At 40.4% G+C, this 18,839-nt stretch carries 10 protein-coding genes and 1 pseudogene; 3 read left to right on the plus strand and 8 right to left on the minus strand.

Going from position 1 to position 18,839, the window contains the following annotated elements:
- Positions 1-398: 398 nt before the first annotated feature.
- Entirely contained in the window at positions 399-740 is a 342-nt protein-coding gene (locus I6F65_RS13510; protein ID WP_166111746.1) for a hypothetical protein, read from the minus strand.
- A gap of 319 nt (positions 741-1,059) precedes the next feature.
- On the opposite strand from I6F65_RS13510, the pseudogene I6F65_RS13515 reads away from it, so the two are divergent.
- Positions 1,060-1,839: pseudogene (locus tag I6F65_RS13515) on the plus strand (hypothetical protein); the annotation flags it as partial.
- Between the two features lie 214 nt (positions 1,840-2,053).
- On the opposite strand, the gene I6F65_RS13520 reads toward I6F65_RS13515, so the two are convergent.
- The 5 genes from I6F65_RS13520 to I6F65_RS13540 form a co-directional block, all read right to left on the minus strand.
- Entirely contained in the window at positions 2,054-4,738 is a 2,685-nt protein-coding gene (locus I6F65_RS13520; protein ID WP_197113342.1) for an NACHT domain-containing NTPase, read from the minus strand.
- A 1,694-nt stretch (positions 4,739-6,432) separates the two neighbouring features.
- Complete coding sequence (gene gcvP / locus I6F65_RS13525; RefSeq protein WP_197113344.1) at positions 6,433-9,324, minus strand: aminomethyl-transferring glycine dehydrogenase; 2,892 nt, start codon at positions 9,322-9,324, stop codon at positions 6,433-6,435.
- A gap of 175 nt (positions 9,325-9,499) precedes the next feature.
- Entirely contained in the window at positions 9,500-9,889 is a 390-nt protein-coding gene (gcvH, locus tag I6F65_RS13530) for a glycine cleavage system protein GcvH (protein WP_024612783.1), read from the minus strand.
- Between the two features lie 73 nt (positions 9,890-9,962).
- The gene (gcvT, locus tag I6F65_RS13535) at positions 9,963-11,045 is read right to left on the minus strand and encodes a glycine cleavage system aminomethyltransferase GcvT (protein WP_197113346.1); all 1,083 of its coding nucleotides are present in this window, start codon (positions 11,043-11,045) and stop codon (positions 9,963-9,965) included.
- A 97-nt stretch (positions 11,046-11,142) separates the two neighbouring features.
- On the minus strand, positions 11,143-11,742 hold the full coding sequence (locus I6F65_RS13540) for a hypothetical protein (protein WP_197113348.1): 600 nt from the start codon (positions 11,740-11,742) through the stop codon (positions 11,143-11,145).
- A gap of 126 nt (positions 11,743-11,868) precedes the next feature.
- Here I6F65_RS13540 and I6F65_RS13545 point away from each other — a divergent pair, with 126 nt between their 5' ends.
- Positions 11,869-12,714, plus strand: a complete 846-nt coding sequence (locus tag I6F65_RS13545) for a LysR family transcriptional regulator (protein ID WP_024612696.1) — start codon at positions 11,869-11,871, stop codon at positions 12,712-12,714.
- A 212-nt stretch (positions 12,715-12,926) separates the two neighbouring features.
- Complete coding sequence (locus I6F65_RS13550; RefSeq protein WP_197113350.1) at positions 12,927-15,083, plus strand: TonB-dependent receptor; 2,157 nt, start codon at positions 12,927-12,929, stop codon at positions 15,081-15,083.
- Positions 15,084-15,531: 448 nt separating this feature from the next.
- Here I6F65_RS13550 and rlmB read toward each other — a convergent pair whose 3' ends face one another.
- Complete coding sequence (gene rlmB / locus I6F65_RS13555) at positions 15,532-16,275, minus strand: 23S rRNA (guanosine(2251)-2'-O)-methyltransferase RlmB (protein ID WP_024612694.1); 744 nt, start codon at positions 16,273-16,275, stop codon at positions 15,532-15,534.
- On the minus strand, positions 16,272-18,764 hold the full coding sequence (gene rnr / locus I6F65_RS13560; protein WP_166109727.1) for a ribonuclease R: 2,493 nt from the start codon (positions 18,762-18,764) through the stop codon (positions 16,272-16,274). The genes rlmB and rnr overlap by 4 nt, the downstream gene beginning before the upstream one ends.
- Positions 18,765-18,839 lie beyond the last annotated feature (75 nt).

Here is an 18,839-nt window from a genome sequence, read left to right on the forward strand (position 1 = left end):
TAAAATAAAGCTGAAAATTTTTTCAGAAGCACTCAAACAATTAAATAAGGATTGCCGTGAGTGCTTGTAGCTTATTAGCAATTGTGGGGATCCCTCAGGATTTGACCCCTTTGGTTTTCTTTCTCAAAAAGGTATTTTCACGCCCCCTTCCGCGATTCATCACATGATAAAACGCATTTTCATACTCTATTCGCAGCGGTCTAGACATAATAATAAACTCAATGAGCAATAAACTATAAATCTAGACTATTGATGTATGAAGTCAAGATTTGACCCCTTTGGTTTCAATGAGCAATAAACTATAAATCTAGACTATTGATGTATGAAGTCAAGATTTGACCCCTTTGGTTTTCTTTGGTTTTCGGAATCAGATTAAATTAAGTCTGAGATAAAACATTTCACTGAAATTTTCTTATTAACTGATTTGCATTATCTATGTGTATTTGGCATTTCTCTTTAGTTAATAAGCTTTCATCTAAGGGTCTATCTTTGTCTGCATTTTCAAATGAATTAATGTAATCAACCTGCGCACTATAAAAGCTATTACTTAAATCAAAGTCTGACTCTAACTCAGGGCTTAAGTAACTATTGAGTTCATTATGTAGCTTGCTATAGTCTTTTCTTTTTTCGAGACTGACTTTATTATTTAAATTTTCACAAAGTATTAAACCTGCCGAAGTTTTTCCAGCAAGATTAAAGTCAGCACTTAGCGAAGCAATTAGAAAAAAGCTAAATATCATTTAAAGTTCCTTCTGAGATATATAAAAATAAATTGTGATAAACTCGGATAATATCGCAAGAAACATAACGAGTAATAAAAGCCATTCAGAAACAGGAAATATAGCTATTATTGGTAGTATAAAACTCAAACCTAAAGCTATTCCATTATGAATACCATAAAGAATTAAAGTTTTATTAACCTCAAATTTAACAGCTTCGCTTGTAGGCTTTTATACTCTATTCGCAGCGGTCTAAATATAATAATAAACTCAATGAGCAATAAACTATAAATCTAGACCATTGATGTATGAAGTCAAGATTTGACCCTGAGGGATCCCCATACTTGAGGAAGGCAGCAGAGGCCGTACCGACCTTGCTTTTTCATCAGGCAGCACTAAAAAAATATTACTAACGGGTTTTGACCCATTTTTACTTGATAAAAACATAAACCAAAGTAACCCCTCAGGTGTTGCGGCGTTATTACTCGACGGCCAAGTTATTAATTACAACGGCGTGAGCGCAGAAATAAACACCGTTATGGTGCCTGTACGCTACGAAGACTTTGACCAAGGTATAATAGAGTCACTACTTGCCCCCTACTACGCACTTAATAATGTAGACATGGTAGTAACCGTAAGTATGGGCAGAACAGAGTTTGATTTAGAGCACTTTCCGGGTAAACGCCGCAGCGTAACCGCCCCCGATAATGCCAATATTGTGTATGGTGGAACGCAAACAAGCCCAGTAATACCAAAACTTAATGGCCGACCACTCCCAGGCAACGAGTTTGTAAAATTTAGCTTGCCTGTAAGTTACATGCAACAAGCTAAAGGCCCTTATAAGGTTATCGACAATCACGAAGTCACCACGCTTGAAAAAACCTATAAAGCGCCTTCGTACGGCGAGCTTAAAAATAGTATTGCGGTAAATGGCGGCGGCGGTGGTTACCTGTCTAACGAAATATCGTACCGGAGTATTCGCCTGCGCGATGCGCTTAATTCAAGTATACCTACAGGGCATATTCACACCCCACGTATACAACAATTCGAACCTAAAACAGAAGCTAAAATAGTAAAACAAATAAAAGCAATGCTAGAGCAAAGCTTAGTAGCGCTATAGTTTAGAGCTACCAATTTAAGGGTATAAAGGGCAATATTATTGCCCTTTTTTCTCATGGACTCTCCCACGATTAATCACATGGTAAACGCATTTTTAAACTCTACTCGTCGTGGTCTCAACAGAGTAATTAATTAAATGGGCAACAAACTATAAATCTAGGTACTTGATGTGTAGTTAAAATTTGCCCCTGACGAATCCTTATTGGTATAAAAACTTAAACTTTGCTTTTTTTTCTTAAAAACCAGTAAAAAAGTTTAGCTGGTAAGTAACTAAATAAATCATAACTAGCTCTAGAACTTTTCAAAAACTCATTGCTTAGAATTCGATTATTGTTGATGTCATACCCCTGAACTTCACAGGCTCTGGACCATATGCTAACTGCTGGGTATAACTTTTTCGCTTGAGAATACACAAGAGCCCTACCAAAAGAATATACCTGAAACCCTATAACAGAATAAAATAATAGTGCAGCTAATGTACCCAACAAGCTTCCAGCTTCAAAATTTAAATTCCAAAGTTTTTCAGCGAAACCTGTAGTAATTGAAAAATAAGAAAAAATTATAGTAATAAAAATCACTACTAGCATCCAAATATTAACTTTCAATCTCGTTTTATAAAATAACTTATCTAGTACAATCGCTTTTTTTGACAAAACTTTCATTAATGATAAAGCCTCCTTATCACCAAAGCTTTGTCCTTGGTTCACTATATTTTCGGTTACGTGACTAATCACCTCATCACTAAACTCTATATTGTAAATATCCGAAATAGATAACGATTTAGCAATAGTGTTACTAATAATTTGTTTTTCATTACTTTCTGGATCTATTTTATTCTTAAAAAAACTAGCAATGAGTGCTTCTAAGAATGATTTATGGGCAAACTTGAACGAGTCATAGCTTGTCAAGTCCCTTACCAAAATACCTGATGTCCTTACATCATTATAAACAGAGTCAATAGCATCATCCTGTAGCCTTTCATGTAAACTCAAAGTTCCGCTATGGTGGTCCTCGCTGCAGCATTGTGGAACGAAAATAAATAAACGATGTACTATTCTCTGAAGTCGTATCCCCGAAACTTGATTAGAGTACCCTCCCTCAGAAACCATCCCTACAGCTACTCCCAACATAAAGTATTCACGTTCTTTAGCTGTTAATACAGGAGACTCTAAATCTGCACCACTTATAGAAAGTAACTTTTGAGCCTGCCTTTTATATGCATGATCTATAAAACTGTTAATTATTTTTGAAGAGTTGAGATTAGCCTTATCCAACGAGTCCCAAAGTATACTTGTTTGGAACAATGTAGATGGCCTCGCAATCAAATCAGCAAAACCTTCACCTTGTTTATAAGTGTCATATTGCTCTAATATTCCATCTCTGATAGCTGCAGGAGAAAATCTAAGTGCTGACTCTATTTGCTTTCGATTGAATGGCTCCAATTTTAATGCTTTCACATGAAAAGTAGTGCTTTCACCATTTCCAATCTTTAAATAGCTTCGAGCCTCATCATTATTTAAAAATAAGTTTGGTCTTCCAGTAATTATTACTTTAGATTTCTTGTAGCGGGAAAACTCCCACAATTTTTTAAAATGCTCTAACCTTCTCAGCTTATCTCCGACCATGTCTAGCTCATCAAACCCTTCAAGAATTACTACTAACTTCCCTTCCTGAAGCAATTTTAATATTGCTTTAACATTATAATTAAACCGGTAAGCCCATGCCGCAATCAATTCATCCATTGGCATATTCCTTGGACTCTTTCCCCTTAGTTCAATTATGATCGGTTGCCTTTCAATACTAGAGCTTATTAATTCATTAGCGAACTTTAACGAAAGAACACTTTTACCTTGTCCATAATCCCCAAGTAGTGCTATTTGTTCTTCATTTTTAGCACTTGCGGACCATTCTAGTAAGTATTTTTCTACACTTGGGATAGCCAAACTATCCTCTGATTTATTCAATCCAGTTAAAGACCCATTACTCTCCACATAGATATCTTGTAACCTTACAGTGTCCCCCTCAGAAATTTCTTGTTCATGAAATTGTTCATACAAAAAGTTATTGTATTCTGAAAAGTTAATTAAGTTTTTTAACAAAAAATCTTTCGTATAACACTCAACAGTATATTCTTCAATTTGTATATGTTGTTCAAGCCCCTCTGAATCTCTTACTGATAAAATAACTTTAAGTTTTTGTTTTGGATTAATTCCTTTAAAGAAGATTATTTTTTCTAAAATTTCTTCGTTACTTAACATTTTTAACGAACAAATAACCAGTAATGATTGGTCTATATAAGTACCGAAAAAACATCCCTTATCTTTATGCCATTCATTTTCTTTTACCAAGAAATGCTGAGTGTACATATACAATAGCTCTCGACTTTCACTTGACCAGTCTCTTGGTTCATCTAAAAAGCACAATTCAAAATTCATCTTTTTAGTAGGCAATTCATCCAAATTATTTAATTCTGCAACTTCTATTTTAGAAATACTCATACCTAAATAAGCAGCCCTCAAAAAACTGATGCTCTCATGCATCTCCGTTATCTGTTTGTCTACCTTGCTTATACCTCCCTCAATGTCCCAGCTCTCAAACATGATAAAAACAAACAAGCATAAAATTAAAAGAAACGCTATCGACCAAGCTTTGTCAGTCCATGAAGTTCCTGATATTGGTATGCTTTCTACTGGCAAGTTGTTGTATAGCATTACCATTATTTTAAATAGTGATACATCTGCGAATATATGCGTTAAAACAGTCAGAGCATATGTAAAGATTAATGCGGTAGAAAAAAAAGCGTATCTTTCTCTAGTAAACTTCTTACGCCTCAACCAGATAAAAGTTAAAGTTAGAGCTAATGAAATAATCGCAACGCCAAGTAAAACATAAAAATTCATTACAAATTCCTTTTTGTTAATTTTTGAATAGGCAAATAATATCACCTTTTTACTTGTTGAAATAAAGCTTTATCAGACTAGAAATACATTTCAATTAACTAGTCTGGGAGATCGATCAATGTTTCGCTAAAGCCAAGTACTAATCTCACGTTTAACACCCTTCCCCCGTCATCACGCCCTGAAAATAAGCAATTGATGAGTAATGCATTTCATGGATGAAATGAAAGCCATGCTTGCACATGGATGTGCTTTCATGACGTTTACGTTCACATCAATTAATTATTTGAAGGAAATAGCGTGATGCTCGGGTGCGCTGAGAGCGTCCAGAGAGGGACCAGCGGCAGCCCCTCTTTGGCTGCCGTCGCCAGCGCGACAAAACCTTGAATAAGGTTTCTAATTTCTAGAAGTGAAAAACGTATTCGCGTTATCTGTAATAATAATCTCAAACACCTATTCAAATACTTATTCGGGCAGCCGCCCGCGCGTCAGCAAGCTAAACGCCTACAATAAATAACACATACTCTTGGCTTTTGAACGAGTTAGTATATTTGTGATTTGTTCGGTTTCGTTTCACTCTGCCCAACCTACGCCCATACGAAAATTCGAGGGTCACGAAATGCGAGGGTCAGGTCTTGTTTCTTTCCAAAACCAAATACCAAACTCACGTTTGACACCCTTCCCCGTCATCACGCCCTGAAAATAAGCAATTGATGAGTAATGTCGCGCACGGATGCGCGATAAGGCGAAACTAGGCCATGGATGGCCTATCTTCGCCGTTTACGTTCACATCAATTGTGGTTTGAAGGATTAAGCGTGATGCTCGGGTGACGCTGAGAGTGTCCAGAGAGGGACCAGCGGCAGCCCCTCTTTGGCTGCTGTCGCCAGCGCGACAAAACCTTGAATAAGGTTTCTAATTTCAGAAGTACGTAACGTATTCGCGTTATCGGTGACGATAACCTCAAACACCTATTTAAATACTTATTCGGGCTGCCGCCCGCGCGTCAGTAAGCTTAACGCCTACAGTAAATAACACATACTCTTGGCTTTTAAGCGAGTAAGTATATTTGTGATTTGTTGGGTTTCGTTTCTTTTCACTCTCCCCAACCTAGAGGAAATAAAGAGGGTCAGGTCTTGTTTCTTGCCAAGACCAAACAACAATCTCACGTTTAACAACCTCCCCCGTCATCACGCCCTGAAAATAAGCAATTGATGAGTAATTTATTTCATGGATGAAATGAAAGCCATGCTTGCACATGGATGTGCTTTCATGGCGTTTACGTTCACATCTATTGTGGTTTGAAGGATTAAGCGTGATGCTCGGGGCGCCGTGGGGTTCCAAGGGGCGGTCGGCGGTAGCCGCCCATTGGTTGCCGCCAGCAATCTGGCAAAAAACCTTGAATAAGGTTTCTTATCTTTAAAAAGTGCGAAACGCATTCACATTATCGGTGACGATAACCTCAAACACCTATTCAAATACTTATTCGGGCTGCCGCCCGCGCGTCAGCAAGCTAAACGCCAACAACAATTAAACACCTTTTGGGCTGCGCCCAACACGCCAGCAAGCTGTGCGTCTACAATGTTTAAACACACACAAAAAAGCCGTTGCATTGCTGCAACGGCTTTTATAATTTTTATAAATTCCAAACTATAATGGAACTTACTTACCATTAAAGGTCAAAAATTAGTCTCTGCTCTTAATCGCGATAAGTCTCAACCGGTGGGCAAGCACATACTAAGTTGCGGTCGCCGTATACGTCATCAATACGTGTAACGGTTGGCCAGAACTTGTTTTTAGCTACTGCAGGCACTGGGAATGCAGCGTAAAAACGGTCGTATGCGCGGTCCCATTCGTTACCTAATACGTCGCCTTGTGTATGCGGTGCAAACACTAGCGGGTTGTTTTCGATTGACCATTCGCCAGAGATTACTTTTTCGATTTCGCCTTTAATCGACACCATTGCTTCAATAAAGCGGTCAATTTCGCCTTTTGACTCAGATTCAGTTGGCTCAATCATTAATGTGCCAGCTACTGGGAACGACATAGTGGGTGAATGGAAGCCGTAGTCTTGCAAGCGCTTAGCTACGTCCATTTCAGTTATACCTGATAGCTCTTTAAGCGGGCGCAGGTCAACAATACATTCGTGAGCAACACGGTTGTTACGACCACGGTATAAAATTGGGAAGTGCTTGCTTAGCTCATGCGTTAAGTAGTTAGCATTAACGATTGCCATTTCAGTGGCTTGTTTTAAGCCCTCTGAACCCATCATGGTGATGTAAGCCCATGAAATAGGTAAAATAGCGGCTGAGCCGTAAGGCGCTGCCGATACCGCACCGTTACCGATGTTAGTACCTGGTACGTTAATTACGCTGTGGTTTGGCATAAATGGCGCAAGGTGCGATTTAACACCAATTGGGCCAACACCTGGACCACCGCCACCGTGTGGAATACAAAACGTTTTATGCAAGTTTAAGTGCGATACGTCTGAACCAATAAAGCCTGGGCTTGTTACGCCAACTTGCGCGTTCATGTTTGCGCCGTCCATGTAAACTTGGCCGCCGTGCTCATGAATAATGTCACAAATTTCGCGAATTGTTTCTTCGTATACACCGTGCGTAGACGGGTATGTGATCATGATGCACGATAAGTTTTCAGCAACCTCTTCAGCTTTCGCTTTAAGGTCAACCATGTCTACGTTACCGTTTTTGTCGCAGTTAACTACTACAATTTTCATGCTTGCCATTTGCGCTGATGCAGGGTTAGTACCGTGCGCAGAGCTTGGGATCAAACATACATTACGGTGTGCGTCGCCGCGTGACTCGTGGTATTTACGAATCGCGATTAAGCCTGCGTATTCACCTTGCGCGCCAGAGTTTGGCTGAAGTGATACTGCATCGTAACCAGTAATGTTTACTAGCCAGTCGTGTAGCTCGCCAATCATTATTTGGTAACCTTCTGCTTGATCCAGCGGGCAGAATGGGTGAAGGTTTGCAAATTCAGGCCACGTAATTGGGATCATCTCTGCGGTCGCGTTTAGTTTCATGGTACATGAGCCTAACGAGATCATTGAGTGATTAAGCGATAAGTCTTTGCTTTCTAGTCGCTTAATGTAGCGAAGCATGTCTGTTTCGCTGTGGTAGCTGTTAAAGTTTGGATGCGTTAGTACTTCGTCGTCACGTACTAAACTTGCAGGAATTGACTCGCTGCCATTTGTTTCAACGTCTGCTGCAATAGCGTCAACACTTAAGCCATGGCCTTCGCCTAAAATAATATCAAATAGCTCAGTAATATCGGCACGTGTTGTTGTTTCTGATACCGAAATTGAGTACTCGCCTTCGTGGTTTGTTGCAAAGTTTACGCCTTTTGCAATTGCACGCGCTGTTACGTCTGCTTTGCTGTCGCTTACTACTGTTAGCGTATCAAACCAAGTACTGTGCTTAAGAGCGATGCCTTTAGCTTTTAAGCCGCTTGCTAAAATATCAGCAAAGCGATGTATACGCTGCGCGATAGTTTTTAAGCCTTGTGGGCCGTGGTACACCGCGTAAAACGCTGCCATATTGGCAAGTAATACTTGCGCTGTACAAATGTTTGAATTGGCTTTGTCGCGGCGAATGTGTTGTTCGCGCGTTTGCATTGCCATACGTAGTGCGTCGTTACCTAAACGGTCTTTAGATACACCAATAATACGCCCTGGTAATGAACGTTTGTATGCGTCACGTGTTGCAAAAAATGCAGCATGAGGACCGCCGTAACCCATAGGTACGCCAAAACGCTGAGCCGAACCAAGTACTACGTCTGCGCCTAATTTACCCGGTGCTTTTAATAGTAATAAACTCATTATGTCGGCAGCAACACAGGCAATGGCCTTTTTGCTTTGTACGCCAGCAATTAGGTCAGTTATGTCTACCACTTCGCCAGATGTAGTTGGGTATTGGAACAATGCGCCAAAAATGTCGTGGTTAACGGCATCTTCTGCTTTACCTACAATTATTTCAAAACCAAACTGCTCAGCACGCGTTGTTACTACGTCGATTGTTTGTGTGTGTACGTCGTCGGCGATAAAAAAGGCATTGGCTTTTTTAGCTTTTGATACGCGTTTTGCAAGGCCCATAGCCTCTGCAGCCGCTGTTGATTCGTCAAGCAGTGATGCGCTTGCTAAATCAAGACCGGTTAAATCTAGAGTCATAGTTTGGAAGTTTAATAATGATTCTAAACGCCCTTGTGCAATCTCTGGCTGATACGGTGTGTACGCTGTATACCAACCTGGATTTTCTAGTACGTTACGTAAAATTACGTGCGGTACGTTAGTTGGGTGGTAGCCTTGGCCAATGTACGATTTGAAAACTTTATTTTTGCTTGCTACTGATTTTAGGTAGCTTAGTGTTTCAACTTCAGTACGGCTTTCGCCAACTGTTAATGGCTGCTCTAAGCGAATGCTAGCAGGTACAGTTTGGTCGATTAGCTCTTGCACACTCGATACTTCTAAAGCACTTAGCATATCGCTTACTTGTGCTGGGCTTGGCCCAATATGACGGCGAATAAAATCTTGCTTTTGCTCTAGTTCTTCAAGAGATTTGGCGTTTGACATGAATCCAGATTCCTATGATCTAAAAAGTGTGGCTACTGCTGATGGGTAAACAGCAATAACTTAAAATTTTTATAATTTAATGGCTTACTGTGTATGGGAAAGTGAGCTATAAAATCATAAAAGCCCCGATATCTAAACAAAACACGCGGGGCTTTTAATTACCTACAAAGAGTGATTACTCTTCGTCGATAGTGTGCGAATAACCTTCAGCGTCTAATAAGTTGTCTAGTTCAGACTCATCAGATGCTTTAATACGGAATAACCAACCATCGCCGTAAGCGTCGTTGTTTACTGTTTCAGGTGAGTCTTCAAGTTCTTCGTTAATAGCAACAATTTCGCCACTGATAGGTGCGTAAATGTCTGATGCTGCTTTAACCGACTCTGCTACTGCACAGTCTTCGCCAGCGTCTACTGCGTCGCCAACTTCTGGTAATTCAACAAATACCATGTCGCCAAGAAGTTCTTGTGCATGCTCAGAAATACCAACAGTAAATGTACCGTCGCCTTCGTTACGAACCCACTCGTGTGAAGGTGCGTATTTTAACTCGCTAGGAATGTTGCTCATTTTATTTGTCCTTTGGTTTATATTGGGAGGATACCAATCACAATAATTATTGTGATTGGTATAACCAAATTATTTAAATTATTGATTTACCGTTACGTACAAAGCTAGGCTTTACTACTTTAACGTTTACTAATTTTTTACGCATTTCTACTTGAGCTGTATCGCCTGTTGAACGTGGTACACGTGCAAGGGCTACACTAAAACCAAGTGTTGGTGAAAAAGTACCAGAAGTAATAATACCTATCCCACCGTCAACAATTACTTTAGAACCGCTACGCAAAACGCCTTTTTCTTCAAACACTAAGCCAACTAGTTTGTCAGTGCTTTTTTCTGCGCGTTGCTTAACAAGTACGTCACGACCAATAAAGTCGCGATCTTCTGGTTCCCATGCAATGGTCCATGCCATGTTAGCAGCAAGTGGTGATACGCTTTCGTCCATATCTAGACCGTAAAGGTTCATACCAGCTTCTAAACGCAGCGTGTCGCGTGCACCTAAACCAGCAGGCGCTACACCTGCGTCTAGCAGTTGTTGCCATAAATCGGCTGCCTGGTCGTTCGGTACTACTATTTCGTAACCGTCTTCGCCAGTATAACCCGTTGTGGCAATAAATAAATCACCTACTTGAACACCAAAAAACGGCTTCATACCTTCAACAGCGGCTTGTTGCTCAGCATTTAAAAGAGTGGCTGTTTTAGCTTTAGCGTTAGGACCTTGTACTGCAATCATTGCAAACTCAGGACGCTCTGTAACAGTTACGTCAAAGTCGCTCGATACGTTAGCTAAATGCGCTAGGTCTTTTTCGCGCGTTGCTGAGTTAACAACTAAGCGGTAAAAAGTTTCACTGAAGAAATAAATAATTAAGTCGTCTATTACACCGCCTTGCTCGTTAAGCATGCCTGTGTAAAGCGCTTTACCTGGTACGGTTAATTTTGCAACGTCGTTAGCTACTAGCTTACGTAAAAATGCTTTTGCTTGAGGCCCTTCAATATCAACAATAGTCATGTGTGATACGTCAAACATACCTGCGTCGGTACGTACGCTATTGTGTTCTTCTATTTGTGAGCCGTAGTTGATTGGCATTTCCCAGCCATGAAAATCAACCATTTTTGCGCCCGCTTCTAGGTGCTTAGCATGTAGTACAGTTTTAGAAGTCATAACATTCCTTCACGTTTAAATTAACCCTTAGTGGGCATGGCTTAAATAGATCTAAAAACAGGTGAGCATTGTTATGCTCACCTGTTTTTTATATTTGTTACGCGGCTTTGTTTTGCATAAGTGCAAAACCTTGCGCTTGCATATAGCTTTGCCATTTTTGTAGTTCTGGCGCTTTAGCTATAAGTACAAAATGTTGTTCGTCGTTTTTATCAATAGCGGTAATAAATACCTCGCCACTTTGCGCACCGTAACATAGTTGCGCGTCAGAAAGGCGCAAACCTGGTGTTAACTTAAAAGCATTTACTAGGGTATCAAACGCGTTGTCGCCACTTAAAGTAAAGCTAGTTAGGTCGGTGCGTATTACATAATCAATATCAAAACGAAGTTGTTGCTCGTTTATGAGCGATTGTAATTGAAGGCTTGCGCTATGCGGTAATACAAATCTAAAAGCGGTTTCGCTAAAGTAATACACGGCGTAGCTGTAATCAGAATTTAGGTCGCCGTCGAGGGTGCCTTTAAATCCTAAGCCGCTGGCCGTTAATTTTGTTAAATCGTGGCCTAAAATAGTGCTCAAGAATACAGAGGCTTCGCTGCCGCTAAAATCCATAACAACGTTGCTGTTGTTTGTTTGCAAAGCGTTTATAACCGCACTGTTAGCATTGCTGTGGCGGGCAAACATTATTGGATTAAAAGTCATAACAAACACCTATGTATTTTCAATTTTAAAAGTATATTGCGCGAGGTGTATAACAACAAATTGTAATTATTTATCAATTGATAAATAATACTTATATATATAGCCATATAAATTGTAATTATAAATATGAAAAACATATCAACCGACAGCTTACGCACCTTTGTAATGGTAGTTGAGGTAAGTGGTTTTGCTAAAGCAGGCGACTTGCTTGGCTTATCGCAGCCCGCTGTAAGCCTACAAATAAAACGTTTAGAAGATGTGCTTGGCTATAAGTTATTTAAAAAACAAGGCCAACGCCAAGTACTTAATCAATACGGCGAGCTATTATTGCCTATGGCAAAGCAGATGATGCAACACAACGATGCTATTTTGCAGCAGTTCACCTCAGAAAACATTGCAGGTAAAGTACGCTTGGGTATTCCGAGCGAATTTGCGGCGCGTATTTTACCTTCAATTATTGGCGACTTTGTGGCGCTCTACCCTGAGGTGTCGCTAGAAGTTAAATCTCGTTTGAGTAAGCATTTGCTTTCGGCGTCTCGCCAAGATCAGTTTGATTTAGTGCTGGCGCTAAATGAGCGACTTAACTCCGATAAGTTTCCTATTTTTATGCAAGACAAACTCGTATGGGTAGGCGATTTATCGATTGCTCAAAACGAGGTGGTTACTTTAGTTACCGCTCCTGAGGGATGTATTTACCGTCGCCGCGCTACCGATGCATTAAAAAGTGCAGGTATAAAATACCGAATTGTATATAGCAACGCCGACTTAACCGGTCTTATTGCTGCATTAAAAGAAGGCTTAGGTATTACGGTACTTGCCAAAAGTACAGTGCCGAGTGAGCTTAACTATCAGGTTCAAACCAAGCATTTACCTGCTCTTGGTAATATTGGTATTAGCTTAGTTAAAAGTTCGGGTGAGTCGGAGAACGCAGTAGATAAACTCGCTGAATTTATAGCCCTACGCTTGGGCTAGCGCTCATATAGTACATATAATAAATTCAGCCTTTATAACTAGTAAAGCAATTACAAATCAATACAAAAGAAACAATTTAGTTAACAAAGTTGCATAAGTAGGTGTTTTTAGTTCTATTAAACAGGATAGTTAAACAGTTAATAACATTGATTCGTATTCGTTAACGTGTTCAAATTACGCCAATTGAGATAATTGACATGATTAGGAACACAATGAACCCTAAATTTTTAGTATCGACCCTTGCAACTGCGGTTGCTTTGTCTTTTAGTACTACTGCAATAGCAAAAGACACCAGCAATAAAGAACAACGCTTTGAACAAATTACCGTTATTGGCTCAGAACAAGCAATTAACGATATTCCGGGTTCGGCTACATTTATTTCTGAAGAAGAACTTAAAAAATTCAAATTTACTGATATTTCTCGCGTTTTAGCGTCTGTTCCAGGTGTTTACGTGCAAGAAGAAGACGGCTACGGTCTGCGCCCTAATATTGGTATGCGCGGCACAGGTACTGGTCGTAACGATAAAATATCGGTAATGGAAGACGGTGTATTAGTTGCACCAGCACCTTACTCTGCACCTTCTGCTTATTACTTCCCTACTGTGGGTCGTATGGAGTCTATTGAAGTTTTAAAAGGTGCAGCCTCAGTTAAGTATGGTCCTCGTACTACGGGTGGTGTTTTAAACTTACTTTCGCGCAGCTTACCAACTGAGCCAAATAGCTCAAAAGGTATGGTAGATGCAGCCCTTGGTAGCGACGGTTACTACAAAGGTCACGCTTACTTTGGTAAAGAAAAAAATAATACAGCAGGTCTAATCGAAATATTTACTTACGGCGCAGACGGCTTTAAAGAGCTGCCAGTAGGCGATGACAACACCGGCTTTGAAAAAACAGATTTACTATTAAAGTTTGGTCACACGTTTGGTCAAAACGATGCGCATAATCTTGAGCTAAAAATTAAGTACTCTGACGAAACGTCAGACGAAACATACATGGGCTTAACAGACGAAGATTATCAACAAAGTCCTTACCGTCGTTATGCTGCATCGCAAAACGATGAGATGAACACTCGCCACAATGCATACCAGCTTAACTACGCGTATCGTTTTGGTGATGGCTACGAATTTTTAGCAACGGCTTACTTAAACGATTTTCATCGTAACTGGTATAAAGCCAGCCAAGTAAGCGAAAGCGTTTTAGAGCAATACAGTAACTTTGAAGCAAACCCTACAAGCGAAGGCATTGAAGGTATTGGTATTAAAGCTAATAACCGCGATTACCAAGCAAAAGGGATTCAGTCTGAATTACATATTCCTGCAGGCGATCACTATGTGACTGTTGGTGTGCGTTACCATGAAGATGAAATGGATCGTTTTCAGTGGGAAGACACATACACGCTTAATCAAGACCTAAGCTTAACGCTTACAGAGCAAGGCATTCCAGGCTCTGACAGCAACCGTGTAGATAGCGCAGAAGCAAGTACTTTGTTTATTCAAGACGAGTGGACAATTGACGCATTAGTAGTAAGTGCAGGTCTTCGTTATGAAGATATTACTATTACACGTGAAGAGTGGTCTAAATCAGATCCAACTCGCAGCAACGGTTTAACTAAAGATGTGTCGAACGATACAGAAATTTTAGTTCCATCGTTAGGTGCTACTTATACTCTTAACGAAAACGTGACATTTCTTGCCGGTATTCAAAAAGGTTATGCTCCAGCAGCACCAGGCAATGCTGACCAAGAAGAAGAAGAGAGTGTAAACATTGAGTTTGGCTCTCGCTTTAATATGGATGGCTTTAGCGGTGAAGTAATTGCGTTTTACTCTGACTACGACAACATGCACGGTAACTGTACTGCGGCTGTTGGTTGTAGCGATGAGAATATTGGCGATCAATATAACTACGGTGAAGTAGAAGTAACAGGCTTTGAATTTAGTGCGGCACGTACTTTTGCAACTGACGCAGCAATGTTCCCTGTTAAATTAACTTACACTTACACAGACTCTGAGTTTAAAAATGATTTTGATTCAGAAATTTGGGGCACGGTAGAAAAAGGCGATGCAATGCCTTACGTACCAGAAAACCAAGTAGCGTTATCGTTAGGTGCTGAGTTTTCTGCATTTGTAGTTAATAGCCAAGTACGTTATGTGTCTGATGCGCACGCTAACTTAACTGAGTCGGGCTTAAACGCAATTGATAGCCGCGTAGTGTGGGATTTAGCTGCTAAATACTTAATTGATGATAATCAAAGAGTATACCTAAACGTTGATAACCTGTTTGATAAAACATACGTTGCTAACCGCTCAAACGGTGGCATTCAGCCAGGTAAGCCGCGTACTGTACAGATGGGCTACACTTATAGCTTTTAAGCTTAAAGCTGGTTAAACGGTTCACTAACAGCGTTAATAATTTTTTATGTAAGAACACTACACATCTAAATTATTGCCTTGTTATTAAACCGTTTACCTGCGCTTTGTATAGGAGAAATGGTTCACTAACAGCGTTAATAATTTTTTATGTAAAAGCACTACACATCTAAATTATTGCCTTGCTATTAAACCGTTTACCTGCGCTTTGTATAGGAGAAATCGCTCTCTAGCTGCGTTAAAAATAGCTCATATAAGAACAACTATATTTCGTTATTTTTGCCTTGCTATAGAGTTATTTTCCTATCGCTATAATAGAGCACCAATTCAGTACAATTCAGTACAATTGGTGCAAAGTTAAAAGCGTAAATTACAGACACAAAAAAGCCGAGATTGAATTTCAATCTCGGCTTTTTTAATACATAAAACTTATCGTTTATATATTAGTTTATTAGTTATTTGCGTTACGTTGGCGTAATACTTCAAACAAACAAATACCCGTGGCTACCGATACGTTTAAGCTTGAAACAGTACCCGCCATAGGGATTTTAACGAGCATATCGCAATGCTCACGCGTTAAGCGTCGCATGCCCTCGCCTTCTGCACCCATAACAATAGCCATCGGACCTGTTAAGCTTGCGTCAAATACGTGGTTATCAGTTTCGCCAGCGGTGCCTACAACCCATACGCCCGCATCTTTAATTTCACGAAGCGTACGTGCAAGGTTAGTAACCTGAATAAGTGGTACTGTTTCGGCTGCGCCACAGGCTACTTTACGTGCTGTGCCGTTAAGCTTTGCAGAGCGATCTTTAGGTACAATTACAGCGTGAACACCTGCCGCGTCTGCACTACGTAGGCATGCACCTAAGTTGTGCGGATCGGTAATGCCATCAAGTACAAGTAAAAACGGTGTGTCTTCACGGGCAATGATCGCATCAAGATCTTTTTCATTAAACGTAGGGGCTGCTTTTACGTTAGCAATAATACCCTGATGTTGCTCGCCTTTTGATTTGCTATCAAGGGCTTTACGCTGCATAAACTGTACTGAAATACCAAATTTACGTGCTTCATCAATAATCGGAGTTGAGCGTTTGTCGTCACGACCTTTAAGGGCGTAAATTTCTACAAAGCGCTCTGGTTCGCTTTCTAAAATTGCTTCAACAGAATGAAAGCCAAAAATTAATTCATTACTCACGTATTGTCTGCTCCTGGGCTAGTACGTTTACGGGCATTTTTGCCTGCTCTTTTAGGCTTTTTAACAGCCTTCTTTTTTGGTTTTTTCTTTACTGCGGTGTCTGCAGCTTTTTTATCTGCGGGTTTAGTTGCAGACTTATTTACAGGTTTACCTTTATCTTTATTCGCTGGTTTTTTTTTACCTTTTGGTTTGTCATCGCTGTGCGACTTTTTACCTGGTACTTTACCTGCTTTTAGTTGCGAACGTACGCTTGCTGGTGCATGACCAGATTTGCCTGCACCTTTTGGCGCACGGCGGCGTGAGTATCTATCTTGTGCAACATCGCCTTTAAGCGTTAAGTTAATACGGCGATCGTCTAAACTAACCGACGCAACCTGCACTGTTACTTTATCGCCAAGACGATAAACAGTATTAGTGTGTTCGCCAATTAAGCAATGTTTTGCAGCATCGTGTGCAAAAAACTCTTCGCCTAAGTTAGTAACATGAATCAACCCATCAATTTGTAAATCGTCTAAACGAATAAACAAACCAAAGTTGGTAACCGACGAAATAACACCGTTAAACTCGCTACCTACGTGATCTTGCATAAACTCACATTTTAGCCAATCGGCTACTTCGCGAGTTGCATCATCGGCGCGGCGCTCTGTTGTAGAACACTGCTCACCAAGTTGATCTACTTCATCATCGGTATACGCATATTCGCCAGATGTTTGCTGACCTTGTGCTTTTAATACCGCTTTAATAGCACGATGCACTACTAAATCTGGGTAACGACGAATTGGCGATGTAAAATGCGCATATGCCGATAACGCTAAACCAAAGTGACCAATGTTATCTGGCTGGTAAACAGCTTGTTTCATTGAACGCAGTAGCATAGTTTGAATAAGTTCTGCTTCTGGGCGGTCGCCTAATCGGGCTAATACTTGCGTTATTTCTTTTGGCGTTGGCTCGTCGCTTAATGTGCTTTCGATACCTAACTCGCCTAAAAACTTAGTAAAGTTACTTAGTTTTTCGCCGTCTGGTTCGTCATGCACACGGTAAAGCGCGCTTGCTTCGTACTTTTCGAGTAATTTAGCCGCCGATACGTTGGCTAAAATCATGCACTCTTCAATTAGTTTGTGCGCGTCGTTACGAATAACTGGCACTATTGATTCTATTTTACGCTGAGCGTTAAATACAAAACGTGTTTCTAGGGTTTCAAACTCAATTGCACCACGCTCTTGGCGTGCTGCTTTAAGTGCCATATACATTTGCTGTAAGTCAGTTAAATGTGGCACTACGGCTGAGTATTCTTCGCGTAGTTTTTCGTCGTTTTGTAAAATAGCATTTACTTTGGTGTAAGTTAAACGTGCATGCGAGTTCATTATCGCTTCGTAAAACTTATAACCCGAAAGCTTGCCAGCACTCGATACGGTTATTTCGGCAACCATACATAAGCGATCTACTTTTGGATTAAGCGAACACAATCCGTTAGAAAGCACTTTTGGTAACATAGGAATTACTTGCTCAGGAAAATACACTGAGTTACCACGCGTAATAGCTTCTTCGTTAAGCGGCGTGTTCATTCCTACATAATGCGATACGTCGGCAATGGCTACCCATAAGCGCCAGCCACCTGATTTTTTAGGCTCACAATATACGGCATCATCAAAATCGCGAGCATCTTCGCCATCAATAGTAACCAGTGGTAAATCACGTAAATCTACGCGACCTTGTTTGTCAGCTTCATCAACAAACTCACCTAAGTGGGCAACTTGTGCTTCAACTTCTTCTGGCCATACATGTGGAATATCGTGGTTACGCAGTGCTACTTCAATTTCCATACCAGGGGCTAAATGCTCACCAAGTACGTCAACTATTTTACCTACCGCGTTCATGTTACGACTCGGATTTTGTGTAATTTTAACCTGCACCATTTGGTTATGGCGGGCACCGTTATCGTTGCCTGGTAAAATCATTATATCTTGCGTTATGCGCGGATCTTCAGCTACAACAACAGCAATACCGTGCTCAACAAAGTAACGCCCAACAACAGGAGCGCGCTCATTGGTAAGCACTTTTATAATACGTGCATCGCATTTTGAGCCAGAGCCACGTTTAGTGCCTTTAGCTAGTACAATGTCGCCATGTAACACCATATTCATTTGGTGTTTAGCAATAAACCAATCTTTGTTCTCGCCTTCGACTTCTAAAAAGCCAAAACCGTCTCTGTGGCCTATTACTTTGCCTTTGGTTAAACCGGCTTCGTCAATTAGGGCATAGCATTTAGATTTATTAAAATACAGCTGTCCGTCACGCTCCATAGCGCGAAGGCGGCGTTTAAATGCTATTTGGCGTTCTTCATCGTTTACGGCTAGTTCTTCACATAATTGCGCGTAATTAGCTGGTTTTGAACGCTCTTGAAGGTGAGTAAGTATAAACTCACGACTAGGGACTGGGTTTTCGTACTTTTCTTGTTCTCGACTGAGATTTGGATCTTGGTTTGACATTCACTATCTTGTTAGTTGGTTATATAGGCATTTTAACCCATATAGTTAAAATGAGACAGGTAAAAGCTATTAAAC

The organism is Pseudoalteromonas sp. SWXJZ94C, assembly GCF_015864385.1.
Lineage (GTDB): Bacteria > Pseudomonadota > Gammaproteobacteria > Enterobacterales > Alteromonadaceae > Pseudoalteromonas.